Origin of the sequence: Streptosporangium sp. NPDC049644, assembly GCF_040675205.1 — a bacterium.
Taxonomy (GTDB): Bacteria; Actinomycetota; Actinomycetes; order Streptosporangiales; family Streptosporangiaceae; genus Streptosporangium; species Streptosporangium fukuiense.
Genome location: NZ_JBFAOJ010000015.1, coordinates 113,594 through 137,700 on the forward strand (window position 1 = coordinate 113,594; position 24,107 = coordinate 137,700).

The window sequence follows — 24,107 nt, forward strand, 5'->3', positions numbered from 1 at the left end:
CCGGTCATGACGCGGAGGTCTCGTCGATCTGCACGAACGTCTTCGAGGCCAGGAACGGCTTGATGTGCTCGGTGGCCACCGCGACGTGCGCGGGATGGGAACCGTACGCCTTCCAGGAGTCCTGGGAGTCGAAGGTCATCGTGAACATCAGGTGCGCGTTGCCGGGGGTCAGACCGGCGTCGGTGGAGACCTTCGCGCCCAGCAGCCCGGGGATCTGGCCGGGCAGCGCGCTCAGCGCCCCGACGATGGCGGCCCGGTGCGCGGCGGTGGCCTCGTCGGTGAGGGTCAGCATCCCAACGTGAAAGAACATGACGGCTTCCTTAAGATCAGAGGTGCTCGGTCGGGGATTCACAGCCCTCGATGCTCCCTTCCGGAGCACCGGTCTGCGTGGATGTGGCGAGCGCGGCGGACGCGGCGAGGAGTTCGGCCTCCGCGAGTTGCCCGGACAGGCCGAGCAGGTCGGTGAAACGCGACCACTCCGTACCGGTCCGGTCGGACCTGCCGGTGCTCCGGATGGCCTGGTAGGTCTGGGCCGCGGCCTGCGCGGCGGCGAGGATCGGCGCGACGGGATAGATCAGCAGACCCACCCCGCACTCCTGGAGGATCCGGGTCGGCGGCAGCGCGGAATGATCGCCCGCCTCACTGAGATTGATCATCAGTGGGGTGCCGGGAACGGCTGCGCGGATGGCGCGCAGCGACTCCTCGGTGTAGGCCCCCTCGACGAAGACGAGATCGGCACCGGCGGCGGCGTAGGCGCGCACCCGCGCGAGCGCGGATTCGAGGCCCTCCACGGCCAGCGCGTCCGTCCGGGCGATGACCAGGATGGAGCGTCGGCGGGCGACGGCCATCTCGACTTTGGCGACCATCTCCTCGATCGGGACGACCTCGCGGCCGCTCATGTGCCCGCAGCGTTTCGGCGCGACCTGGTCCTCGAACTGGACCGCCGCGGCACCCGCCTGTTCGAGCCTGGTGACGGCCTCACCGACCTGGAGCACGCCGCCGTAGCCGGTGTCGCCGTCCACGATCAGCGGAAGGTCGCTGGTCGAGGCCATCCGGCGTACCTGCTCCGCCATCTCGGCCAGGCCGAGGTAGCCGAGATCGGGCCGGCCGAGGGCGACGGCCGACACCGCGGAACCGGAGACGTACGCGGCCGCGAAGCCGGCCTGCTCCACCGCCCTGACCGTCACACCGTCGTGGGCACCGGGCGCGAGAACCGGCCCGTGGCACAGCATCTCGGAGAGCCGGCGACCCGCGGGACGGTCCCCCTCGCGTACCGCGTGCAGTTCGCGCGCGAGGCGGCCGAGGGTGATGCGCAGCGAGGTGAACATCGCCGCCCGGCGAAGATGCTCCCGCTTGTCGAGCAGTTCCCGGTCCATGGCGAACAGCGACTCGGCGCGCGCCTCCCGCTCGGCGTCGTCGTCCTCGCGCATCGAGTCGTAGTTCCGCTGCGCGGTGGCCTGAACGTGGTTGAGCGCGGCGTCCCGGCGCAGTTCGCCGTAGAGCCGGACGACATGGTCGGCGTCGGTTCCGCCGAGCGCGGCGTCGATACAGAGCGCCGCGGCCCACGCGTCGTGGATGCCGCTGTTCATGCCCATGCCGCCGAGCGGGTTGTTCACATGGGCCGCGTCGCCGGCCAGCAGGATCCGCCCGACCGCGAACGTCGCGGCGGCCCGCATGTTGACCTTGTAGATCGAGGCGTGCGGGATGTCGTACGGCTCCGGGCCGGCCGCGATCCGCTGCAACCGGTCCTGCATCGCCGCCGCGGACAGAGCGTGCTCGTCGCTCTCGGAGTCCCGCACCGGGAACAGCGCGCGCCAGTGGTTGGGGGTGCGCAGCAGCACACCCCACTCCTGTGGATCCGAGATGTACGACACGTACGCCAGGTCCGGGAAGTCCGCCCGGAAGTCGTGGGTGGTCGACAGGACCAGGAAGCGCTCGTCGTAGGTGCGTCCCTCGAAGGAGATGCCCAGCGACCTGCGAATGTTGGACTGCGCGCCGTCCGCCGCGACCAGCCAGCGGGCGAGGATCGGGCGGTCGCGGTCGGTGTCCGGCAGGAAGATCCGGGCGTGCCGGTCGCCCTGCTCGACCCGCTGGACCGGACTGGAGAACCGCAGGGTCACGTTCGGCATCGGCAGCAGCCTGTCGCGGATGATCCGGGTGAGGTTGTTCTGCTCGCTCTGCAGGCGGTACGGGTACCTCGTCTCATCGGCCAGCAGGGACATGTCCATCTCGGAGAGGACGGCGCCGGTCCGCTCCCGGTACTGGAAGACGGGCGCCTTGAGGCCGACCTCGTGCAACTCCTCCACCACACCGAGCTGTTCGAGCAGTTCCAGGGACGACGGGTGGAAGGTCGAGGCCCGGGACTCCTCGGCGAGGTCGGGCCCGGCCTCCAGCACGAGCACCTGATGGCCGAGCTGGGCCAGTTTCAACGCGGCGACCATGCCGACCGGCCCCATACCGGCGACGACGACGGTGTTCATGTCGTTCGAGCCCCGAGCGACCTGCTCGTCGACAGCGGAGGAGTCATTTATTTCCATAATGTGGTAATGTCCTCACCATATTGTGGGATAAAATCTAATAAAGATCCTGAAGGTACGTCAATCTCGTATGGTGCGAACAGGCCGGTTCGGTCCCGAGGAGAGTGCATGACGGAGGAGTCGGCGCACCGGGTCTCGGGCGCGGGCAGCGGGCGGAAGCTGCTGCAGACGTTGCTCTGCTTCACCGAGGCGCATCCGACCTGGACGGTGGCGGATCTGGCGGCGGAACTCGACCTCGCCACGACCTCCACCTATCGGTACGTCGCCCTGCTGAGGGAGGTCGGGCTGCTCGACCGCGCCTCCGGAAAGTCGTACCGGGTCACAGACCTGGCGCTGAACCTGGGACGGGCCTGCGAGGCCGCACGGACGCCGCTCGCCGAGGCCGCCCTGCCGGTCATCACCCGGATACGCGATGAGATCGACGAGACGGTCCTGATCGCCCGTTCCGGCGGCGAGGCGGCCTACTGTGTCGAGCGCGCGGAGTCGCGTCGCCCGGTGCGGCTGCAGTTCGACAAGGGGCAGCCGATGCCGCTGCACGCCGGCTCGATGTCACGGATCCTGCTCGCCTCGATGAGCCGCGCCGAACGCGCCTCCGTCCTCGCCGGAGTACTGCCCGGCCTGCCACCGGCCCGAGCCGCTCTCCTGTCGGACGAGGAACTGGACCGGACTCGGCTGCGCGGCTGGACCGAGAGCTTCGAGGAGGTGGACGAGGGCATCTGGGGCACCGCGGCCGCGATCACCTCCCATGGAGCCGTGGTCGCCTCGATCGGCACCGCGGCCCCGATATTCCGGACGGACCAGGCGCGTCGCGACCGCATGATCGAGCTCGTCCGCGCCGCCGCCTCGGAGATCTCGCTGACACTCTCGGCCGACTGAACCACCCGTTCCCGCGGCGTGATCCCCGCCCTTGACAGGGAGTTTTATAGCTGTTCACGGCCTCTATCCATTTCGGCACGGGAAGAGGTGACACCGCATTCGCCCTGCGCCCAGGAACGAAGGACCGCCCCGCTCGGGGTCTCGACGATCCGCATCTGATCGTCCCGGAGCCGGAGTCGTTTCCGGAGCGAAAGGCCGAGACCTCGACGGGTGCCGTGCTAGCGTCACGCTCCGTGTTGGAGAACGTGTACGTGGGCAACGCGGACGTGGACGCGGCCGATGACCGTGGTTGGCTGCTCGGGCATTTCAAGCCGACCGACGACGTCCGACACAGCGGTGATGTCGAGATCAAGTGGGGCGTCCATCCATGTGGCGACGAGCGTGCGCAATGGGTCACCGGCGAGAAACGTACGGCGCTGCTCATGCTGATCAGTGGCCGTTTCCGAGTGGAACTGCCGGGACGCAGTGTGCTGCTGGCCAGGCGAGGTGACTACGTCGTGTGGGGTCACGGCGTCGATCACTCCTGGTCCGCCGAGGAGGAATCGGTGGTACTCACCGTCCGCTGGCCGTCCGTCCCGGGTTACGCGGTCCCCGACCGGGAAGTCGGATGACCGAATTCGGTCATCACCGTCGCCCGTGCCGGAGCACACGGTCATCGGGAGACGTCGCCGTCACACCAGGGCCGGTGCGGTGCTGAGCGTCGAGCCGCGCAGGCGGGCGGCATTCTGACTGGGAGGCGCGCCGAACTGGCGGCGGTACTCGCGGCTGAACTGTGACGGGCTGTCATAGCCGACGCGCATCTCGGCCACGGCACACCGGACGCGCGACGACTGGCTCCCCGGGTCCTGAACCCGGCCTCCTACGCGTAGGTGCGCCCCCCCTGTCCTCAGTCTTGCGAGGCAAGGGCTGTCCGGAGCCGTTCGGACGGTATGGAATCTGACGGCATCGTCACGCTCGGCAGGACGAACTACCAGCTCTCGCTCCACCGGTACCAAAAGCCCTGCACATGTTCGAAGGATGCCGTAGCGGAGTCGTCGGGAGAATCCAACGGCTCGCCCTCCGGACTCCAGACGTAGCCGTAGGGGTCGACGCCGGAGAAGTCCCCCAGCTTGAAATACACCAGATCCCCGTCTCGGTAGATCTCGGCGACTTCCAGCAACCCGACCTTGCGGGGCTTATCGTCCGCCTCTCTGCCCGGCCCTGCCGTTCGCGCCACCTGCTCCATGCTCTCCACGGAGAGTGCGAAGCGCTCCGCCTCGGGCATTCCGCAGGCCAGGAGTATGACCATTACCAGCGCAACGAGAGAGACCACGAGCGCCCACCGCCTGGAAGCACTTTGTGCGGCAAACCATCCACTGACCACACGCCACCTCTGTGTTCGACGGGCCGAGACGAAGCAAGACGCTCGTGGATCTTATCGAGAGTGGGAGATCGGGAGCTGTGCGGACCCGTCAGGTTCCGCCTTGATCTTCCCGTCTGCCGTCATGTAGCGATGAGGTCCGGTGGCGGAGCGGCAGACCCTGGCAAGGGAGAAGGCGAGCAGGCTCTGGCAGGAGAACGACCTCGTCTTCGCGGGCAAGCACGGCACGGAAATGGATGCGGCCGCGAGCGCTCCGGGTGATCCTCAAGCGTACTGACCTCAACTACGCATGCTCACTGAGGGACGATCCGCACGCGATCGCTGTCGCCGTCGGAGAGGAACGAAGCCAGCACGCGTCCCTCCTCGGCCACCGCCGTGCGGCCGGCACGGGAGAAGCCGCTCAGCGGGGCGACGACCACGGTGCCGGCCTCGACGGTCCAGGTGCCGGCCACCCGGCCGTCGACCAGGACGACGCGGGCGCCGGTGACCGACAGGCCGCGGTGGGCGTCGTCGATGATCCGGCTGCGGTCGTGGTAGCCGAGGATCGTGTTGTCGAACGCCGGCAGGAACCGTACCGGCGCGGGCGTGTCCGGGTCGGGCCGCGGCCCGTCGGGCAGGTCGAGCAGTTCCCGGCCCCACTCGTCGCGGAAGGCGACCAGCTCGCCCCGGATCGCGGCCACCGCGGCGGGCAGCCCGGCCAGGCCGGACCAGGCACGCAGGTCGGCCACGGCGGCGGGGCCGAACGCCGCCAGGTAGCGCCGTACCAGCTCCTGCCCCACCGGGTCGGAGCCGTCCTGCGCCAACGGGTCGATGTCGCGCCCCAGCCAGGCGGAGAGCAGCATGTTGCGCACTCCCCCCTTCGCCCGCCACAGCCCGCGCGGCGGGAGCTGCGCCACCGGGACGAGGGCCGCGATCAGCATCTCTCCCAGCGCCCGCGGCCCCGGCCCTGACCAGCGGTCGGCCAGCGCCCGTACGAGCTCGGCCATCGAGCGGGGCTCGCCGTCGGCCATCACCGCCAGGCCCGCCGCCGCGAGCTCGTCGAGATCCACCCCGGCCAGCTCACGACGGTAGGTCCCGAGCACCCGCTGGCGCAGCATGAGGTCGTGGCGGGCCCGCCAGGCCAGCACGTCCTCGGCGGTCAGCAGGTGGACGGTGCGGCGCATGAGGTGGGTACGCACCACCCCTTGCCCGGCCAGCAGCTCCGACAGCACCGCCGGGTCGAACGCGCGCAGCCGCGACCAGAGCCCGACGAACGGCTCCTGCGGCTCCTGCGCCTGCATGCCGCACAGGTGCGCGACGGCGTCGAGCACCGGCACGTCGGCGCGATCGAGCAGCAGCTGCCGGGCCAGCGTCGCACGGTTGAGCGCCCGGGTGTCCAGAACGGTCATCGGGGTCACGCCGCGGCACGCCCGCCGGCCGCCCGTCGGCGCAGGGCCGCCCGCGTGATGGCCGGCGGGTCGTAGGAGACGTCGAGCGGGCCGATGTCGCCGCCCGGGGGCGCGATCTCGTCGACCCGGTCGAGGAGGTCGTCGCCGAGGACGGTGTCGGCGCCGGCCAGCAGGTCGTCGAGCTGTTCCATGGTGCGCGGCCCGATGATCGCCGAGGTGACCCCCGGATGGGTGACCGTGAACGCCATCGCCATGTGGGTCAGGGGAATCGCGGCCTCCTCGGCCAGCAGAGCCAGCCGTTCGACGGTGTCGAGCGTACGCTCGTCGGACATGTGCCTGGGCACCCAGGCCATCCGCCGCTCGGGGACCCGCGCCGTGCCGCCCTTACGGTAGCGGCCGGTGAGCAGTCCCATCCCGAGCGGGCCCCACACGAGGGTGCCGAGGCCGTAGCGCTCGCACACGGGCAGCACCTCGCGCTCGATGCCGCGGTTGACGAGCGAGTACGGCGGCTGTTCGGTGCGGAAGCGTGCCAGGCCGCGTCGTTCGGCGACCCACTGGGCCTCGACGATGTCGGTGGCGGGGAAGTTGGAGGTCCCGATGGCGCGTACCTTGCCGCTGCTCATCAGGTCGGTGAGCGCGGACAGGGTCTCCTCGATGTCGGTCCGCGGGTCGGGATGGTGGATCTGGTAGAGGTCGATGTGGTCGGTCCGGAGGCGGCGCAGCGAGTGCTCCACCTCGGTGATGATCCAGCGCCGGGAGTTGCCGGCGCGGTTGGGGTCGTCGCCCATCGGGCCGCTCACCTTGGTGGCCACGACGATGTCGTCGCGGCGGCCCTTCAGCGCCTTGCCGACGATCTCCTCGGTCTCGCTGTAGGAATAGACGTCGGCGGTGTCGATGACATTGATCCCCGCGTCCATGGCCCGGTGGATGATGCGTACGCAGTCGTCGTGGTCGGGATTGCCGACCCGGCCGAACATCATGGTGCCCAGGCAGTAGGGGCTGACCTGTATCCCGGTCCGGCCCAGGGGCCGCATCCTCATTCTGGGGTGTTCCCTTCGCTTCGATCGACAAAAGGCCGGTGAAGGCGGGGGAACGGCCCCCGCCCCCGCGATCAGCCGTTGTACGGGCCCACCACGTCCAGGACCCAGACGACGCCGAAGCGGTCCTTGAGCATCCCGTACAGCGGAGCCCACTGCGCGGGCCCCAGCGGCTGCACGACGGTCGCCTCGGCGGACAGCTTCTGCCAGTACTCGGTGATCTCCTCCGTGCTCTCGCCGCGCACCGAGAGGAAGAACGAGTTCTCACCCCGGTCCCACGGCAACTGCGAGGGCACGTCGTACGCCATGACGTGGAAGCCGTTGCCGGCGGCCACCTGCCCCCACATCACCTGATCCGCCTCGGCGGGGTCCTGCACGTTTCCCGCATCCTTGTACGTGACGACGGCGACGTCGCCGCCGAACACGGACTGATAGAACTCCAGCGCCGCGCGGGCGTCGCCCCGGAAGTTCAAATGCGCCACGGACTTGACGGACATGCTCGACCCCTGATCTCTGCTCATTGTCTCCGGGTGCCCTCAGGCGAGCCCGGCCTGGACCACCGGCCGCGGACTTGCTCGGCCGGGGACAACAGTCGCAGGGAAAGTGGCCAGGATGTGTCCTCTTCTTCCGGCAAGATGGATGACATGCCGAAAACCTCAGCGCGGCTGCTGGCGCTGCTCTCGCTGCTCCAGACCCGCCGGGACTGGCCGGGAGCGCTGCTGGCCGAGCGGCTGGACGTCAGCTCCCGCACCGTACGCCGTGACGTGGACCGCCTGCGCGAGCTCGGCTACCCCATCACGGCCTTCAAGGGGCCCGACGGCGGATACCGGCTCGACGCCGGCACGGAGCTGCCCCCGTTGCTGTTCGACGACGAGCAGGCCGTCGCCCTGGCCATCGCCCTGCAGCTCGCCACCGCCAGCGGCGCCGACATCGAGCAGGGCGCGGCGCGCGCCCTGCACACCATCCGCCAGGTCATGCCCGCACGGCTGCGCCACCGCATCGACACCCTCCACGTCACCGCCGTCGAGCGGCCGGAGCTCCGGCCGGACCCGCAGATCGACAGCGGCGTGCTCATGGCGCTCAGCGCCGCCGTCCACGCCCGCGAGGAGCTGCGCTTCGACTACGCGTCAGGAGCGGACGACGGCGGCGTGCCCGCCCCGCCGCGCCGGGCGCAGCCCCATCACCTCGTCACCCGGGGCGGGCGCTGGTACCTCGTCGCCTGGGATCTCGACCGCGAGAACTGGCGCACCTTCCGCGTAGACCGGATCACCCCGCGCATCCCCACCGGGCCCCGCTTCACACCGCGCGAACTGCCCGGGGGCACGGTAGCCGCCTTTGTGACCGCCAGGTTCCGGGGTTCCGACGGCTCCTCCACCGACTGGCCGTGCCGCGGCGAGGTGATCCTCGACCTGCCCGCCACCGTCGTGTCCCGCTACACCCGCGAAGGAGTCGTCGAGGAACTCGGCCCCGACCGCTGTCGGCTCGTCCTGGGGTCATGGTCGTGGACCGGTCTGGCCTCCGCCATCGGCGGGTTCGACGCCGACATCGAGGTCGTCGGCCCGGCCGAGCTCAAGGACGCCTTCGCCCGCCTGGCCCGCCGCTTCGCCAGAGCATGACATTCGGAATACCATTCGGGATAACGACTGTTGACGCAGCCCTGCGACGAGGAGGAGGCCAGGGGGGCATGGTCACTCACTCGAAAGATCAAAAAAGCCACTTCCCTCAACGGGAAACGGCCTCTGAGTTGAGTGGGGCCACCAGGACTTGAACCTGATGACTCCGTACGACCCCGAGTTCGTCGACTCGGGAACCCATCCCACCGACGTTTCGACTTGAACTAAAGCTTGACTTCTGGGACCTCTTCCTTATCAGGCAAGGCGGGTGGGGGCGGGACCATGGGTTATACCCGCTCCCACCTGCGCGTACGGTCCATGGCGATCCACCGACGTCCAGCCTCGTCCGTGGTCGTTGTCACTCAGTTGGTCACCCACAGCCGCATCTTCTGAGGCACTGTCAGCACCCCCATGAGCGGCACCACCCTTGTCGGTGACGACTGACATCATGACGCGCAACTGATCAAGGGAGTCACAGTGACAGACCTGCACGAGGAATTCGGCTGGCTTTCGGAGTTCGGGCCGTTCCACGACGTCTCCTGCGTGTCCTTCATTCGATCCCTCTCCCCTGTCGAGGCGCTGACTCGTCTCGGAGCGGAGGTCGAGGGCATCGAAGAGGTGACCTTCGAAGGACTACAGGAACGGACGATGAAGTGCATCGACTCGGACGACATGCACACCAGTTACGTAGGCACACTGGAGATGGACGGCTGGACAGTGCTCGTCCAGCTCTGGTGGGCATCGATCGCCGTTGACCGTCACCTGCTGATACGGCTTTCTCAGGCGACCGAGGTCGTGTCGATCAACCGCAACATCCATGCCTCGGACTTCTTCGTCTACGCGGCTGACGGCGCATTGGTCACATGGTTCGACCTGCTGGGTCCCTATGCGCGCGCGGGCAGCGATCCCGACCGATTTGTTGACATGATGCGCGAAGTCGGGCTTAACCCCGATCTGGATCCCGACCTGGACCTGGACGTGGACTTGGAGGACCCAGACCTTGGCACCGAATTCCCACGTTCTTTCGCCCTGGCAAGAAAGATCACCGGCTTCCCCTTCTCCCAGGACATGCTCGACATGCGACTCCTGGGCGCCGTAATCAACAGCAAGTGATCACGATCAGGCAGAAACGTGGCAGTGACTCTCAGCCAACTCGCTTCATCCGATGTAGGGCGTCGGCATCCCTTGACGGAAGTGTTCGATCCGGAGGCGCTGCGTGTCGTGCATGGACAGTTCCTCGAACTCATCGGGGCCGACCCAGCGGACGTCGGTCGACTCGTCACTGATCGCGAGCGCTCCTCCGATGACACGGGCCGTCAGGCAGACGTTGAACTGGCGGCGTACCTCTCCGTCGCTGTAGGCGATGATGTGCCGGGCGTCGGTGTAGAGACCGACCATGCCGGTCACCTCGACGTCGTAACCGGTCTCCTCCTTCACCTCCCGTACGGCGGCCTGCGGCACCGACTCGGTGAGGTCCATCCCGCCTCCGGGTAGCGCCCACAGCCCGTTGTCGGTACGCCTTTGCATGAGGATGCGTCCCCGGTCGTCGACGACCACGGCGGACACCCCCACGACCAGGCTGTTCGGCTCGGGGGCGTCGGGGTCGTCGTAGTACTCGGTGCGGGCCACTTACGCCTCCTCGCTGGGGAGTCGAGACTGTTTCCACACCGCTTCGAAGCTGGTGGCGTAGGTGTCGAACAGCCCCTCCTCCCGCATGCGACGCAGGTGGTAGACCGGTGCGCCGTAGGCGTTCATGCCGAAGACGTGCGCGTTTACGATCATGTGGTCGTCGCCCACGAACGGGGAGTTGCAGAGCATGGTGTCATGCACGCGCAGTTCGACGTTCGATGACGCCGCCAGGGGCCGGTAGTGCATGAGCGCCACCCGGCGGCGTGACTCGATGCCATGCCCGAACAACTCCTCAGCGCCCCGGCCCCGGATGACGGGCGAGTCGGCGTCACCGAGCAGGATGCGCACCCGGCAGCCCTCCCGTGCCTTCGACGCGAGAAGATCCTTGAGGTTCGGCCACGACTCATGCAGGAAGTTCGCGGCGTAGACCAGGATGCCGATGCGACGAGCGCCAGGATCCTGACGAACCCTAAGCAGCTGTTGTCCTTCCGCCCCGGATACGCGAGGCACCCGGGGCGCACTCCCGCTCGACGTCCCAGAGAAAACTCGTCCGGACACCACCTGCTGTCGATGTGGACTGATCTCTGTCACCTGGTCATGGGCGATCCCATTAACGAAGCGGCTAGCAAACGATCAAAAGGCCAGATCCGTTATCTTCGGATCTGGCCTCTAAGCTGGTACTTAACGGTGGGGCTACCAGGACTTGAACCTGGGACCTCTTCCTTATCAGGGAAGCGCTCTAACCGTCTGAGCTATAGCCCCTCAGCGCGCACGAACGGCCCCGCACCCGCTTCGCGGAGGCGAACCCGTCCGTTCGAACTGGGAAAAGCTTACCCTGTTCCGGCACCTGCTTGCGCCATGTCCCCGACCGAGGAAGGACGGAGACATGGCTCAAGATCGGCTATTCGGCCTCGCTGAAGGTGACCTCCACGCCCCCGACCAGGTCGGATGCGACGTTGTAGATCACCGCGCCGAGGGTGGAGAGCGCAGTGATCAGCACCACGTTCACCGCGCCGATCAGGGCGGTGTAGCCCAGGATGCGGACCGGCTCGAACCAGGAGGCGACGTCGACGCCGCTGGTGGCCTTGCCGTCGGCGGTCGTCAGCTGGTTGACCGTCTGGATGATGTTGTCGAACACCCCAAGCCCTGACAGCACCATGTAGAGCACCGCGACCGCGATGAACAGCACCACGAAGCAGACGAGTGACACCACGAAGCTGAACTTCATGGCCGACCACGGCTCGACCCTGCGCAACACCAGGTGCGCCTTGCGGGGCGACCTGGGAGCGGGAATGTCCGAGGGCTTCCTGCCAGGCGCGTCCAGTGGCGGCTGGGGCGACGACAGGTTTCCGGGCGACCATGGCTGCTGACTCACCGGCGGGCGGTTCTGCTGCCCTCCCGACGGAGGCGGAGGCGGAGGCGATGAGGGTGACTGTAACGGCGGCGCGGATGGAGGTGGGGATCCTGGACGGATCCGCACCGTGGTCTCGGCCTGCTTGCCGTCCTCTGTGGTCGTCACTTTTTTCCTGCCCTTGGGATCGTCGGCTACCGATTCATCGGTTTCCGGCGCGGGCGCGCTACCGTTAACCGGTGACGAGGCCGCCTCGACGTCTTTCGTTTCAGCGGTCCTGTCTATTTTCTCCGTCACCTGGTCGCGTGTCGACGAGGAGGCGGGGCGCGAGCCCGGCTCGCCCTGAGAACTCACGGGTTATCCCCTTCCCCGTTCCCCTCGGTCTCCACCGGCACCTCGGCGTTTTCCTCGGTCTCCAACGACTCCGCGTTGCGGGCCAGAGCCACGACGCTGTCCCCCTCTGCGAGATTCATCAGTCGAACCCCCATCGTCTGGCGGCCCGACTGCTTGATCTCCCCGGCGCTCGTCCGGATAACCCCTCCGGCGGACGTGATCGCGAAAACCTCGTCCTCGGGCCTGACCATGACCGCGCCAACCAGCTTGCCACGGGCGCTAACGATCTTGGCGGTCAGGACGCCCTTTCCACCCCTTCCCTGGATCGGGTACTGATCCACAGGGGTGCGTTTGGCGTATCCGCCCTCGGTGGCGATGAGCACGTTGTCGCCGTCGGCGATCCGGTTCATCGCCAGGAGCTCGTCGCCCTCGAGGAAGCGCATGCCGATCACACCGCTGGTCGCCCTGCCCATCGGGCGCATGGCCTCGTCGGAGGCCGTGAAGCGGATGGACTGGGCACCGCGGGAGACGAGCAAGAGGTCGTCCTCCTCCGACACGAGCCTGGCTGCGATCACCTCGTCATCTTCGCGCAGGTTGATCGCGATGAGGCCACCCGTGCGCGGCGAGTCGTACTCGGACAGGCGCGTCTTCTTCACCAGGCCACTGCGGGTGGCCAGCACGAGGTAGGGGGCGACATCGTAGTCACGCAGGTCCAGGACCTCCATGACCACCTCGTCCGGCTGCATGGCCAGCAGGTTCGCCAGGTGCTGCCCGCGCGCGTCGCGGCCGGAGTCGGGGAGCTCGTACGCCTTGACCCGGTAGACGCGGCCCTTGTTCGTGAAGAACAGCAGCCAGTGGTGCGTCGTGGTGACGAAGAAGTGGTCGACGATGTCGTCCTGACGCAGCTGCGCGCCCCGCACACCCTTGCCGCCGCGCTTCTGCGCACGGTAAAGATCTGTGTTGGTTCGCTTGGCGTAGCCGCCGCGGGTGATCGTGACGACCATGTCCTCCTCGGCGAGGAGGTCCTCGATGGACATGTCGCCTTCGTAGGCGATGATCTCGGTCCTGCGCTCGTCGCCGTACCGCGCGGTGAGCTCGGAGAGCTCGTCCTGGACGATCGTGCGCTGCCGCTCGGGCGAGGCGAGGATCGCCTGGTACTCGTTGATCTGCGCCATCAGCGCGTCGTACTCGTCGGTGATCTGCTGGCGCTCCAGAGCGGCCAGCTTGCGCAGCTGCATGTCGAGGATGGCCTGCGCCTGGATCTCGTCGATCTCCAGGAGCGTCATCAGGCCGCCCTGTGCCGCCGACGCCGAGGGCGACTGCCGGATCAGGGCGATGACCTCGTCCATCCGGTCGAGGGCCTTGAGCAGCGCGCGCAGGATGTGCGCCCGCTCCTCGGCCTTGCGCAGCAGGTAGCGGGTCCGGCGGACCACGACCTCGATCTGGTGGGCCACGTAGTGGCGGACGAACTGGTCGAGCCTGAGCGTGCGCGGCACGCCGTCGACCAGGGCCAGCATGTTGGCGCCGAAGGTGGTCTGCAGCTGGGTGTGCTTGTAGAGGTTGTTCAGCACGACCTTGGCGACCGCGTCGCGCTTGAGCACGATCACCAGGCGCTGGCCGACGCGCGAGGAGCTCTCGTCGCGGACGTCGGCGATGCCGGTGATCCGGCCGTCCTTCACCGACTCGGCGATGGTCAGCGCGAGGTTATCCGGGTTGACCTGGTAGGGCAGCTCGGTGACGACCAGGCACTGGCGGCCCTTGGCGTCCTCCTCGACCTCGACGACCGCCCGCATGGTGATCGAACCACGGCCGGTCCGGTACGCGTCGTCGATGCCGCGCCGGCCGACGATCAGCGCGCCGGTGGGGAAGTCGGGGCCCTTGACCCGGGCGATCAGTGCTTCGAGGAGTTCCTCGTCGGTCGCCTCGGGGTTCTGCAGGGACCAGACGATGCCCGCGGCCACCTCCCGCAGGTTGTGCGGCGGGATGTTGGTGGCCATGCCGACCGCGATGCCCGCCGACCCGTTGACCAGCAGGTTGGGGAAGCGCGAGGGCAGGACCGTCGGCTCCTGGGAGCGCCCGTCGTAGTTGGGGATGAGATCGACGGTGTCCTTGTCGATGTCGCGCAGCATCTCCATGGCGATGGGCGCGAGCTTGCACTCGGTGTAGCGCATCGCCGCGGGCGGGTCGTTGCCCGGCGAGCCGAAGTTGCCCTGCCCGTCGACCAGCGTGTAGCGCAGCGCCCAGTGCTGGGCCATCCGCACCACGGTGGCGTAGATCGACGCGTCGCCGTGCGGGTGGTAGGAGCCCATGACGTCGCCGACGACGCGGGAGCACTTGAAGTAGCCGCGGTCGGGCCGGTAACCGCCGTCGTACATGGCGTACAGCACCCGGCGGTGCACCGGCTTCATGCCGTCGCGGACGTCCGGCAGGGCGCGCGAGACGATGACCGACATCGCGTAGTCCATGTAGCTGCGCTGCATCTCGGACTGGATGTCGACCGGCTCTACGCGGTCTACCTGAGGGCCGGGCGGAGTGTTGACTTCCGTCACAGGTCAAGATCCTTTTCTGGTACGGCTACCGCTACACGTCAAGGAAACGGACATCCCGTGCGTTCCTGATGATGAAGGAGCGGCGTGCCTCGACGTCCTCACCCATCAGCACGCTGAACAGCTCGTCGGCCTGGGCCGCGTCGTCGAGGGTGACCTGCAGGAGCAGGCGGGTGTCGGGATTCATGGTCGTGTCCCAGAGCTGGGCGGCGTTCATCTCGCCCAGCCCCTTGAAGCGCTGCACGTTGTCACGGGGCCGGGGATCGGGCTTGCCCGCGTCGATGCCGGCCTGGATGACCGCGTCGCGCTCCCGGTCGGAGTAGGCGTAGGAGGCGTCCTCGCCCTTCCTATCCCACTTGATCTTGTAGAGCGGCGGCTGGGACAGGTAGACGTGCCCCGCCTCGATCAGCGGCCGCATGAAGCGGAACAGCAGGGTCAGCAGCAGGGTCGTGATGTGCTGGCCGTCGACGTCGGCATCCGCCATCAGGATGAGCTTGTGGTAGCGGAGCTTGGTGATGTCGAACTCGTCGTGCACCCCGGTGCCCATGGCGGTGATCAGCGCCTGGACCTCCTGGTTCTGGAGGACCTTGTCGATCCTGGCCTTCTCGACGTTGAGGATCTTGCCGCGGATCGGCAGGATCGCCTGGAACTTCGAGTCACGGCCGCCCTTGGCGGAACCTCCCGCCGAGTCACCCTCGACGATGTACAGCTCGCACTTCTCCGGATCGCTCCACTGGCAGTCGGCCAGCTTGCCCGGCAGACCGGAGCCCGACTCCAGCAGCGACTTGCGCCGGGTCAGGTCCCGGGCCTGGCGGGCCGCGAGACGGGCGCGGGAGGCCTGCAGGGACTTCGTGATGATGTCCTTGGCCTCGCCGGGGTTGCGCTCGAACCAGTCGCGCAGGTGGTCGTTGCAGGCCTTCTGGACGAACGACTTGGCCTCGGTGTTGCCCAGCTTGGTCTTGGTCTGGCCCTCGAACTGCGGGTCGGCCAGCTTCACCGAGATGATCGCGGTGAGACCCTCGCGGATGTCCTCACCCGCGAGGTTGTCGTCCTTGCCGTCCTTGAGGAACTTCTGCTCGCGCGCGTAGCGGTTGACGATGGACGTCAGCGCCGCGCGGAAGCCCTCCTCATGGGTGCCGCCCTCCGCGGTGTTGATCGTGTTGGCGAAGGTGTAGACCGACTCGCTGTACGAGTTGTTCCACTGCATCGCGATCTCGACCGCGATGCCGTCTCCGTGCTCCTCGAAGTCGATCACCGATACGTGGGTGGGTTCCTTCTTGGAGTTGAGGTGCTTGACGAAGTCGGACAGACCGCCCTCGTAGTGATAGGTGACCTCTTTGGGGTCGTCCTCGATGAAGTCGGGGCGCTCGTCCCTGATGGAGATCGTCAGGCCCTTGTTGAGGAAGGCCATCTCCTGAAAGCGGCGCGCGAGAGTCTCGAAGTGCCAGGTCGTGGTCTCGAAGATGGTCCCGTCGGCCCAGAAGGTGATCGAGGTGCCGGTCTCGTCGGTCTCCTCGCCCTTGATCAGGGAGGTGGTGGGCCGGGTGTCGACGTAGGTCTGCCGCCAGTGGTGGCCGTCGGTGCGGATCTCCACCTCGAGCCTGCTGGACAGCGCGTTGACGACGGAGACGCCCACGCCGTGCAGTCCTCCGGAGACCGCGTACGACTTGTCGTCGAACTTGCCGCCCGCGTGCAGCACGGTCAGCACGACCTCGACCGCGGGACGGTTCTCGCCGGGAACGTTGCCGACCGGAATACCTCGGCCGTTGTCGACGACCCGCACGCCGTTGTCGGCGAGCAGGGTGACCTCGATCCGGTCGGCATGCCCGGCCAGGGCCTCGTCGACGGAGTTGTCGACGACCTCGTAGACGAGGTGGTGGAGGCCGCGCTCGCCGGTGGAGCCGATGTACATACCGGGACGCTTACGGACCGCCTCAAGTCCTTCGAGAACAGTGATTGAGCTAGCGTCGTAGGACAAGTGCGAAATCCTCCTGCCGCGGACACGCGGCAGGGAGACAAACGTGTAGCCCCGCCGTGCCCGTCACCGTCGTGAATGCCCCGATGCGTCCACCCAGGGGAACCGGCACACGCGCCGGGGGTGACACGCAAACGGACGTGTCCGGAATTCGATTTCATTCTAGCGGCTCAGAGCACATCATGTGGCATTGACGGCCCCTGGAATGGCCTGTCGCGTGACGATCATCGTCTTGAACATCCCCCTACGGGGGCGGGGTTCGTCGCGCCAGAAAGGCTGCTGATCCGTTTCTGAGCGCCGAGTCAGCCGTACGTGTCGCCCGGGCCGCGGCTTCCGGTGACCCGCAGACCACCGCTGGAGCGGGGGCCGTTCTGCGGTCCACGGACCTTGACCCGTTGCACCGTTCCGTCCCCTAGCTCCTCATTCAACCTTCTTACCAGGGTCCTTGCCAGCAGACGTACCTGGGTGGCCCAGGCGGTGGAGTCGGCGACGACCACGACCTCGCCCTCCGCGAAGGTCTCCGGCCTGGTGTGGGCCGCCATGTCCGGGCCGACGATCTCGTGCCAGCGGCCGAAGACCCCGCCGATCGCGGCGGGCTGTTGCCAGCCCCGATCGGCGAGCAGGTCGGCGATGGCCCTGCCGAGGAGCTGGGGATCGCCCGCGTCCCTGCGCGGCCCGGACGCCCGGCGGCGCGGCTCTCTGCGGGGGAGCTGCCCTCGCCTGGCGGCGTCCGACTTGGCCTGGGCCAGTTTCTCCCTGGCCATCGCCGCCCCCTTGGCGGCCGCGCTCCTCGCCGACCCGGGGGCCGTGGCGTCCGCCCCGTTACCGTTCGATCCAGGCTCTGCGTCACCGGGCACGGGCCACACCCCCCTCTGTCACGTCGAACCGGCCGCCGGCCAGTTCCTTCGGCACGTCGTCGGGGACCGCGGCGGTGATCAGCACCTGCTCGGCGGGGGCGACCATCTCGGCCAGGCGGCGCCGGCGCCTGTTGTCCAGCTCGGCGAAGACGTCGTCCAGGATCAGGACCGGGTCGCCGCCGTCGGCCCTGAGCAGGTCGTAGGCGGCCAGCCTGAGCGCCAGCGCGTACGACCACGACTCGCCGTGGCTGGCGTAGCCGCGCGCGGGCAGCTCCCCCAGCCCGAGGAACAGGTCGTCGCGGTGCGGGCCGACGAGGGTGACGCCACGTTCGAGCTCGGCGGCGCGAACCTCCAGCAGGCCGGCCCGCAGCCGCTTCACGAGCTCGGCGCGGTCGGTGCCCGCGTCCGCCGGCAGGGTGCCGCGGTACTCCAGCCTCGCGGGGGCGGAGTCGGGCGCGAGCGAGGCGTACGAGGCGGCGACCAGGGGGCGCAGCGTCTCGACCAGCTCCAGCCTGGCCGCGAGCAGCTCGGCACCGTGCGTGGCCAGATGGGCGTCCCAGACATCGAGGGTGCTCAGCGGGTCTCCCGCCCCGGCCTCGGCGAACGCCGCGTCGCTCTCGGCCCTCCGGGTGCTCCGGCCGCGCCCCCGCCGGGCCTGCGCGGCCGTGCGCAGCAGGGCGCCGCGCTGCTTGAGCACCCTGTCGTAGTCGGCGCGCACCCCCGCGAACCTGGGCGCCCTGGCCACCAGGAGGTCGTCGAGGAACCGGCGCCGCTCGGAGGGGTCGCCCTTGACCATGGAGAGGTCCTCGGGAGCGAACAGGACGGTGCGCAGCAGGCCGACGACATCGCGCGTGCGGGAGACGGGCGAGCGGTTCAGCCTGGCCCTGTTGGCCCTGCCCGGATTGATCTCCAGCTCGATCAGCGCGCGCCGGTCGTCGCGGACCACCACCGAGCGTACGATCGCCCGCGCCGCGCCCTGCCGGACCAGCGGCCCGTCGCCTGCGACCCGGTGGCTGGCCTGCGTCGCCACGTAACCCAGCGCCTCGACCAGGTTGGTCTTCCCCATGCCGTTGGGCCCGACGAAGGCCGTGACCCCCGGTTCCATGCCGAGATCGACGGTTTCGTAGGACCGGAAGTCGGTCAGGGAGAGATGGGCGACATGCACCCCAGGAAGATTAGTCGGCCCCGTCCGCCGTCGTGGCCCGCACGGCTCGCGCCCCGTGGAAAAAGCCCTGCGCCCCAGGAGCCGGCGCTCCGTTCCCGACGGAGGTCGCGAACGTGCGGCCGAGGTTGCCGGGGCGGCCTTCCCGAGCCGGGAGCCGTGGCGGATCCGCGCTTTTGGACGGGGAGCGCCGTGTCAGCCGGCCGCCTCGACCGGGGGGACGACGTCGGCGCCGGGGGAGTCGGCGCCCTTGGCCGCCGAGCCCGCCTTGGAGGTGATCGCGTGGCCGCCGAACTGGTTGCGCAGGGCCGCGACGACCTTCATGGCCGGTGAGTCGTCCTGGCGGGAGGCGAACCTGGCATACAGGGCGGCGGTGATGACCGGCAGCGGGACCGCGAGGTCGACGGCCGCCTGGACCGTCCAGCGGCCCTCGCCGGAGTCCTGCGCGTAGCCCTCGAGCCGCTCCAGGGCGGGGTCCTCCTCAAGCGCGCGGACCATCAGGTCGAGCAGCCAGGAGCGGATGACGGTGCCCTGCCGCCAGCTCTTGAAGGCGCCGGGCACGTCGGTCACGATGTCGGAGGCCTCCAGCAGCTCCCAGCCCTCGGCGAAGGCCTGCATCATGCCGTACTCGATGCCGTTGTGGACCATCTTGGCGAAGTGACCGGCACCGATCCTGCCCGCGTGGACGAAGCCGTCCTCGCTCTCGGGCTTGAGGGTCTCGAAGATCGGCATCGCCCGCTCGACGTCGGCCCCGTCGCCGCCGACCATGAGCGCGTAGCCGTTCTCCAGCCCCCAGACCCCACCGCTCACGCCGCAGTCGACGAATCCGATGCCCTTCGCGGCGAGAGCGGCGCCGTGCTTCCGGTCGTCGGCGTAGTGCGAGTTGCCGCCGTCGATGAGGAGGTCGCCGGGGGCAAGCACCTCGCCGAGCGCCTCGATCGTCGCCCGGGTCGGTTCCCCCGAGGGCACCATGACCCACACCGCTCGCGGCGTTTGGAGCCGCTCCACGAGCTCCTCCAGGCTGGAGACGTCGCTGACCTCGGGATCGCGGTCGTAACCGACGACCTCGTGGCCGCCGCGGCGCAGGCGCTCAGCCATCCTGCCGCCCATCTTGCCCAGCCCGACCATGCCGATCTGCATACGAGCACCCCCTTCAGGGTTTCATCGTTCACCTACGTCAGACGCGCCCGCGCAAGCCTCACCAGCTCGGGGTTCCCGCCTACCGGATCACCCGTGGGACCGTGGAGGACGTCCTCCAGGCCGATGCGCGTGGCCAGTCCCAACTGCCCCGCGAGGTCCAGGAGAATCCAGGTCGGCTCCTCCTCCCCGTGGAGCAGCCGCGATCCCGGTACGCCGAGCGCGGCGAGGCGGTCCAGGACCGCGTGCGCCCGGAGGACGGCCGTGTCCGCGGGGCCACCGAGGATCTCCACGAGCACCCGGGCGCACTCCAGTCCGCTCGCGGCGAGCGCATCGGCGTCGTCCACGGACCAGACCCCGGCCTCCACGTCCACTCCGAGCCGCCGCAGATCATGCCACAGGTCCCGGAAGCCGGGTTCCGACAGGTTCACGGACGTGAAGTCCGGCAGGTCTCCGGGGGCGAGCGCGGTCCAGCCGCGGACGGCCTCGCGCCGCGCGTCCACATCCCCGCCGGTCATCCACAGCCCCGTGCTCACCCCCACCGGGAGCCCCGGGCACGTCTCGCGCACCGCGCGCACCGCCGCCCCGATGTGGACGGCGCTGAGCGACTCGCTGCCCCCCTCGTCACGCGGATGCATGTGAACAGCGCCCGCACCCGCCTCACGGGCCTCACGGGCCGCCTCAGCGAGCTCCAGAGGCGTCAGGGGGAGGGCCGGGTGGTCGCCGGGCCTCCTGGCACCGTTCAGGCACGCCTTGAGCCACGGTGTGCCTGAACGGGGCGCTCCCGCCGTCAACTGGAGAGCCGGATGGGCATGATCAGGTAGCGGTAGTCGGGAACCTCTCCGTCGTCCACAGGCTTGCCGCCGGTGAGGATGGCCGGCTTGGTGGACGTGGTCATCTGCAGGCGGGCCACGTCGGAGTCGATCGCGCCAAGGCCCTCCAGCAGGAACTGGTGGTTGAAGGCGATGTTGATGTCCTCGCCCTCGAACTCGACGGGGAGCACCTCGACGGCCTGCGCCTCGTCGCCGCTGCCCGCCTCCAGGACGACCTCGTCGCCGCGGAAGGCGAGCCGTACCGGCGTGTTGCGCTCGGCGACCAGGGCCACCCGCTTGACGGCCTCGACGAAAGCCGCCGTCGGCAGCTGCGCGTGGGCGGAGAACTCGGTGGGCAGCAGCGAGCGGTACTTGGGGAACTCGGGGTCGAGCAGCCGGGTGGTGGTGCGGCGCCCCGCGCTGGAGAAGCCGATCATGCCCTCACCGGTGCCTCCCGCGGAGCTCATCGCGATCTCGACCTCGGCGCCGGTGCCCCCCAGGGCCTTGGCCGTGTCCGCGAGGGTCCTGCCCGGGATCATCGCGATCGCCGAGAAGTCGGGCTGGTCCGGCTGCCACTTCAGCTCCCGCACGGCGAGGCGGTACCGGTCGGTCGCCGCGAGGGTGACCGTGTCCCCCTCGATCTCCACGCGTACGCCGGTGAGCATCGGCAGGGTGTCGTCCTTGCCCGCGGCCACGGCGACCTGGCCGACGGCGGAGGCGAACACGTCGCTGCCCACCCGGCCGGCGGCCGGTGGCATGGTCGGCAGCGAGGGATAGTCCTCCACCGGCATGGTCAGGAGGGTGAACCGGGCGCTGCCACAGGTGACGACCGCCTTGGCGCCCTCCACCACGAAGTCCACGGGCTGCGCGGGGAGCGCCCTGGTGATCTCGGCGAGCAGCCTGCCCGAGACGAGCACCACGCCCGCCTCTCCCGTCTGCAGTTCGAGGGTCACCTCGGCGGAGACCTCGTAGTCGAAGCCGGAGAGCTTGAGTTGCCCGTCCTCAGTGACCTCGAGACGCATGCCGGCCAGCACCGGCACGGAGGGACGCGCCGGCAGGCTGCGCGCCGTCCATGCGACCGCCTCAGCGAGCACGTCTCGGTCGACCCGGAACATCACGTGGATCTGCCTCCTGTGTATCGAGCGCCGTCCGCTCGGTGCCTGGGGTTCAAGTGTTCACTGTCTCGAGCCTGCGCTCTCCCGGAACCCCTCTTATGGCTCTTGGGTTTCCTAGTAGAGATACAAGTGGCCATCGTATTAGGGGGTGTGGATACTGTGGAAAGCCATCGTTTCCGCAGGTCAAGTGCGGTTTTTTCATCCACCGGGGCTGTGGGCGCCCGCTGTGGACAACTCTTGGGGCTGGGGAGAACCGCGGAGTACCCACAGGCCGTCCCCAGATTCGGTGCGCTCTGTCCACCGGTTATCCACGAGGTTTCCCCAGGTTATCCACCGGGTATGAGGTCGGTTTGTCCTTGTGGAAAACTCTCTTCACAGGGCGTCCCCAGGTTGTCCACGGGTTACCCACAGGTTGTCCCCAACTTCTCCCCAGAGTTGTCCACAGTCCCGAACAGGGTTCGGACCGGCCCGTTTGCTGATGATCATGAGTGAACGCCCCGGAGCCCTTCCCGCCCCCGCGAATCGTTGATCCACAAGGTTTTCCACAGCCTGTGCATCACGGGGTGAAAAACCTCAGCCATTGCGCGACTGCTGCTTGATCCTGGTGGTGAGTTCGTTGACCTGGTTGTAGATCGAGCGGCGTTCGGCCATCAGGGAGCGGATCTTCCGGTCGGCGTGCATGACCGTGGTGTGGTCGCGGCCGCCGAACTGCTGACCGATCTTCGGCAGCGACATGTCGGTCAGCTCCCGGCACAGGTACATGGCGATCTGCCGGGCGGTGACCAGCACGCGCGAGCGCGACCCGCCGCACAGGTCGTCGATCGACAGGCCGAAGTAGGCGGCGGTGGAGGCCATGATCGTGGCGACCGTTATCTCCGACCCGGCGTCCTCGGTGATCAGGTCCTTGAGCACGACCTCGGTGAGCTGCAGATCGACCGACTGCCGGTTGAGGCTGGCGAACGCGGTCACCCTTATCAGGGCGCCCTCCAGCTCGCGGATGTTGGTGGAGATGCGGCTGGCGATGTACTCCAGCACCTCGGGCGGTGCGGCCAGGCCCTCCTGGATCGCCTTCTTGCGCAGGATCGCGATGCGGGTCTCCAGCTCGGGCGGCTGGACGTCGGTGATCAGACCCCACTCGAACCGGTTGCGGAGCCGGTCCTCCAGCGTGACCAGCTGTTTCGGCGCCCGGTCACTGGAGATGACGATCTGTTTGTTGGAGTTGTGCAGGGTGTTGAAGGTGTGGAAGAACTCCTCCTGCGTCTGCTCCTTGCCCTCCAGGAACTGGATGTCGTCCACCAGCAGGATGTCCACCGCCCGGTAGCGGCCCCGGAAGTTGTCGGCCTTGTGGTCGCGGATGGAGTTGATGAAGTCGTTGGTGAACTCCTCGGAACTCACGTACCGCACCCGCGCGCCGTCGTAGAGGCTCTGTGCGTAGTGGCCGATCGCGTGCAGCAGGTGGGTCTTGCCCAGGCCCGAGTCGCCGTAGATGAACAGCGGGTTGTACGCCTTGGCCGGCGCCTCGGCCACCGCGACCGCGGCCGCGTGGGCGAACCGGTTGCTGGAGCCGATGACGAAGGTCTCGAAGGTGTACTTCGGGTTCAGCCGGGCGGGCTCGCCCTGCGTCCGGCTCCCGCGGCTGTCCCACCTGTTCTGTACGCCGCCCCCGCCGGGCACCGCGGGCGCGCCGCGGTCGAAGGAGTCGGGCTCGGGACGCGGCGAGGGCGCGGTGTAGCCGCCGCGGTTGTATCCGGGGCTCGATTCCCCCGGCGCGGGAGCCTGGGACGGCTCCGCGGGGCGGTACGGCGGGGAGGATTCCTCACCCTGCTGGTAGGGGTAGGAGAACGGCTGGGCCTGTGGATATTCGGTGGACGGCTGGGCGGCCGGGTTGCCCCCCTGGTAGGGGGGATGGGGCACCGAAACCCCGTGGTGCTGGGGATTGGCCGGTTGTGCATAACCCTGCTGGGCCCCGCCGGCCTGTGCATAACCCTGCGGTTGTGCCTGGGGATAAGGGTCCTGGCGGGAGGCGAGTCCGGGTTCGGGGCCCGCCGCGCTGGGGTCGACCATGACGGCCACCCGCATCGGGCGGCCGAACTCCTGGGAGAGCGCGTGGCTGATAAGCGGACGAAGCTTGTTCTCCAGAACATCTCTGGCGAAATCCGTGGGTGCGGCGAGCACCACCGTGTCGTTCATGAGGCCGAAGGGCCGGGTCATGTTGAGCCAGACCCGCTGCTGAGACGGGACGTTCTCGTTCAGGGAGTTCTCCAGCGCCCTCGCCCAGACCGCGCTGAGGTCCGTTCCGTCCATGGCTCTGCCCCCCTCCTCCCGACGCGGCCCCGCCGGCCTACCGCGATCTGTTTATCCACATCGATGGCCGCCGGA

Annotated in this window: 23 protein-coding genes and 1 tRNA gene; 5 read left to right on the plus strand and 19 right to left on the minus strand. The window is 68.5% G+C overall.

Going from position 1 to position 24,107, the window contains the following annotated elements:
* Positions 1–4 precede the first annotated feature (4 nt).
* Both AB0J58_RS11890 and AB0J58_RS11895 read right to left on the minus strand, forming a co-directional pair.
* Complete coding sequence (locus tag AB0J58_RS11890) at positions 5–310, minus strand: Dabb family protein (RefSeq protein ID WP_364213740.1); 306 nt, start codon at positions 308–310, stop codon at positions 5–7.
* A 16-nt stretch (positions 311–326) separates the two neighbouring features.
* Complete coding sequence (locus AB0J58_RS11895; RefSeq protein WP_364213743.1) at positions 327–2,537, minus strand: FAD-dependent monooxygenase; 2,211 nt, start codon at positions 2,535–2,537, stop codon at positions 327–329.
* A gap of 108 nt (positions 2,538–2,645) precedes the next feature.
* On the opposite strand from AB0J58_RS11895, the gene AB0J58_RS11900 reads away from it, so the two are divergent.
* Complete coding sequence (locus AB0J58_RS11900; RefSeq protein WP_364213746.1) at positions 2,646–3,413, plus strand: IclR family transcriptional regulator; 768 nt, start codon at positions 2,646–2,648, stop codon at positions 3,411–3,413.
* A gap of 233 nt (positions 3,414–3,646) precedes the next feature.
* Positions 3,647–4,024, plus strand: coding sequence for a signal peptidase I (locus AB0J58_RS11905; RefSeq protein WP_364213749.1), 378 nt, complete (start codon positions 3,647–3,649; stop codon positions 4,022–4,024).
* Between the two features lie 60 nt (positions 4,025–4,084).
* On the opposite strand, the gene AB0J58_RS11910 is transcribed toward AB0J58_RS11905, so the two are convergent.
* Both AB0J58_RS11910 and AB0J58_RS11915 read right to left on the minus strand, forming a co-directional pair.
* Positions 4,085–4,213 (minus strand): hypothetical protein, encoded by a 129-nt coding sequence (locus tag AB0J58_RS11910; RefSeq protein WP_364213752.1) that lies wholly within the window; start codon positions 4,211–4,213, stop codon positions 4,085–4,087.
* Positions 4,214–4,380: 167 nt separating this feature from the next.
* Complete coding sequence (locus AB0J58_RS11915) at positions 4,381–4,725, minus strand: hypothetical protein (protein WP_364213755.1); 345 nt, start codon at positions 4,723–4,725, stop codon at positions 4,381–4,383.
* Positions 4,726–4,915: 190 nt separating this feature from the next.
* Between AB0J58_RS11915 and AB0J58_RS11920 the strand changes: the two genes are divergently transcribed.
* Positions 4,916–5,050, plus strand: a complete 135-nt coding sequence (locus AB0J58_RS11920) for a hypothetical protein (RefSeq protein ID WP_364213758.1) — start codon at positions 4,916–4,918, stop codon at positions 5,048–5,050.
* Between the two features lie 16 nt (positions 5,051–5,066).
* Here the strand turns inward: AB0J58_RS11920 and AB0J58_RS11925 are convergent, their stop codons facing one another.
* The 3 genes from AB0J58_RS11925 to AB0J58_RS11935 all read right to left on the minus strand — a co-directional run bounded on the left by AB0J58_RS11925 (position 5,067) and on the right by AB0J58_RS11935 (position 7,695).
* Positions 5,067–6,161 (minus strand): winged helix DNA-binding domain-containing protein, encoded by a 1,095-nt coding sequence (locus tag AB0J58_RS11925; protein ID WP_364213761.1) that lies wholly within the window; start codon positions 6,159–6,161, stop codon positions 5,067–5,069.
* A 5-nt stretch (positions 6,162–6,166) separates the two neighbouring features.
* Positions 6,167–7,201 carry an aldo/keto reductase gene (locus tag AB0J58_RS11930; protein ID WP_364213764.1) on the minus strand — a complete coding sequence of 345 codons (1,035 nt, stop codon included), beginning with the start codon at positions 7,199–7,201 and terminating at the stop codon, positions 6,167–6,169.
* A 71-nt stretch (positions 7,202–7,272) separates the two neighbouring features.
* Entirely contained in the window at positions 7,273–7,695 is a 423-nt protein-coding gene (locus AB0J58_RS11935) for a VOC family protein (protein ID WP_364213767.1), read from the minus strand.
* Positions 7,696–7,842: 147 nt separating this feature from the next.
* Between AB0J58_RS11935 and AB0J58_RS11940 the strand changes: the two genes are divergently transcribed.
* Together AB0J58_RS11940 and AB0J58_RS11945 are read left to right on the plus strand one after the other, a co-directional pair.
* Complete coding sequence (locus AB0J58_RS11940) at positions 7,843–8,814, plus strand: WYL domain-containing protein (protein WP_364213770.1); 972 nt, start codon at positions 7,843–7,845, stop codon at positions 8,812–8,814.
* Between the two features lie 474 nt (positions 8,815–9,288).
* Positions 9,289–9,924, plus strand: a complete 636-nt coding sequence (locus AB0J58_RS11945; RefSeq protein ID WP_364213773.1) for a DUF6461 domain-containing protein — start codon at positions 9,289–9,291, stop codon at positions 9,922–9,924.
* Between the two features lie 45 nt (positions 9,925–9,969).
* Here AB0J58_RS11945 and AB0J58_RS11950 read toward each other — a convergent pair whose 3' ends face one another.
* From AB0J58_RS11950 to dnaA, 12 genes are all read right to left on the minus strand, one after another.
* Entirely contained in the window at positions 9,970–10,440 is a 471-nt protein-coding gene (locus tag AB0J58_RS11950; RefSeq protein ID WP_364213776.1) for an NUDIX domain-containing protein, read from the minus strand.
* On the minus strand, positions 10,441–10,950 hold the full coding sequence (locus tag AB0J58_RS11955; RefSeq protein WP_364213779.1) for a DUF5919 domain-containing protein: 510 nt from the start codon (positions 10,948–10,950) through the stop codon (positions 10,441–10,443). It lies immediately after the preceding gene.
* Positions 10,951–11,128: 178 nt separating this feature from the next.
* Positions 11,129–11,202, minus strand: a tRNA-Ile gene (locus AB0J58_RS11960).
* Positions 11,203–11,341: 139 nt separating this feature from the next.
* On the minus strand, positions 11,342–11,815 hold the full coding sequence (locus tag AB0J58_RS11965; RefSeq protein ID WP_364213782.1) for a DUF3566 domain-containing protein: 474 nt from the start codon (positions 11,813–11,815) through the stop codon (positions 11,342–11,344).
* Positions 11,816–12,141: 326 nt separating this feature from the next.
* Positions 12,142–14,673 (minus strand): DNA gyrase subunit A, encoded by a 2,532-nt coding sequence (gene gyrA / locus AB0J58_RS11970; RefSeq protein ID WP_364213785.1) that lies wholly within the window; start codon positions 14,671–14,673, stop codon positions 12,142–12,144.
* 31 nt (positions 14,674–14,704) lie between these two features.
* Complete coding sequence (gene gyrB, locus AB0J58_RS11975; RefSeq protein ID WP_364213788.1) at positions 14,705–16,648, minus strand: DNA topoisomerase (ATP-hydrolyzing) subunit B; 1,944 nt, start codon at positions 16,646–16,648, stop codon at positions 14,705–14,707.
* A gap of 299 nt (positions 16,649–16,947) precedes the next feature.
* Complete coding sequence (locus tag AB0J58_RS11980; RefSeq protein WP_364213791.1) at positions 16,948–17,502, minus strand: DciA family protein; 555 nt, start codon at positions 17,500–17,502, stop codon at positions 16,948–16,950.
* Entirely contained in the window at positions 17,492–18,667 is a 1,176-nt protein-coding gene (gene recF, locus AB0J58_RS11985; protein WP_343970429.1) for a DNA replication/repair protein RecF, read from the minus strand. Before recF ends, AB0J58_RS11980 begins: the two co-directional genes overlap by 11 nt.
* Before the next feature lie 192 nt (positions 18,668–18,859).
* The gene (gnd, locus tag AB0J58_RS11990) at positions 18,860–19,804 is read right to left on the minus strand and encodes a phosphogluconate dehydrogenase (NAD(+)-dependent, decarboxylating) (RefSeq protein WP_364213796.1); all 945 of its coding nucleotides are present in this window, start codon (positions 19,802–19,804) and stop codon (positions 18,860–18,862) included.
* Positions 19,805–19,836: 32 nt separating this feature from the next.
* The gene (locus tag AB0J58_RS11995) at positions 19,837–20,595 is read right to left on the minus strand and encodes a 3-keto-5-aminohexanoate cleavage protein (RefSeq protein ID WP_364213799.1); all 759 of its coding nucleotides are present in this window, start codon (positions 20,593–20,595) and stop codon (positions 19,837–19,839) included.
* Positions 20,592–21,731, minus strand: a complete 1,140-nt coding sequence (gene dnaN, locus AB0J58_RS12000; protein ID WP_364213802.1) for a DNA polymerase III subunit beta — start codon at positions 21,729–21,731, stop codon at positions 20,592–20,594. Before dnaN ends, AB0J58_RS11995 begins: the two co-directional genes overlap by 4 nt.
* A 570-nt stretch (positions 21,732–22,301) precedes the next feature.
* Positions 22,302–24,032 carry a chromosomal replication initiator protein DnaA gene (gene dnaA, locus AB0J58_RS12005; RefSeq protein ID WP_364213805.1) on the minus strand — a complete coding sequence of 577 codons (1,731 nt, stop codon included), beginning with the start codon at positions 24,030–24,032 and terminating at the stop codon, positions 22,302–22,304.
* Positions 24,033–24,107: the final 75 nt, after the last annotated feature.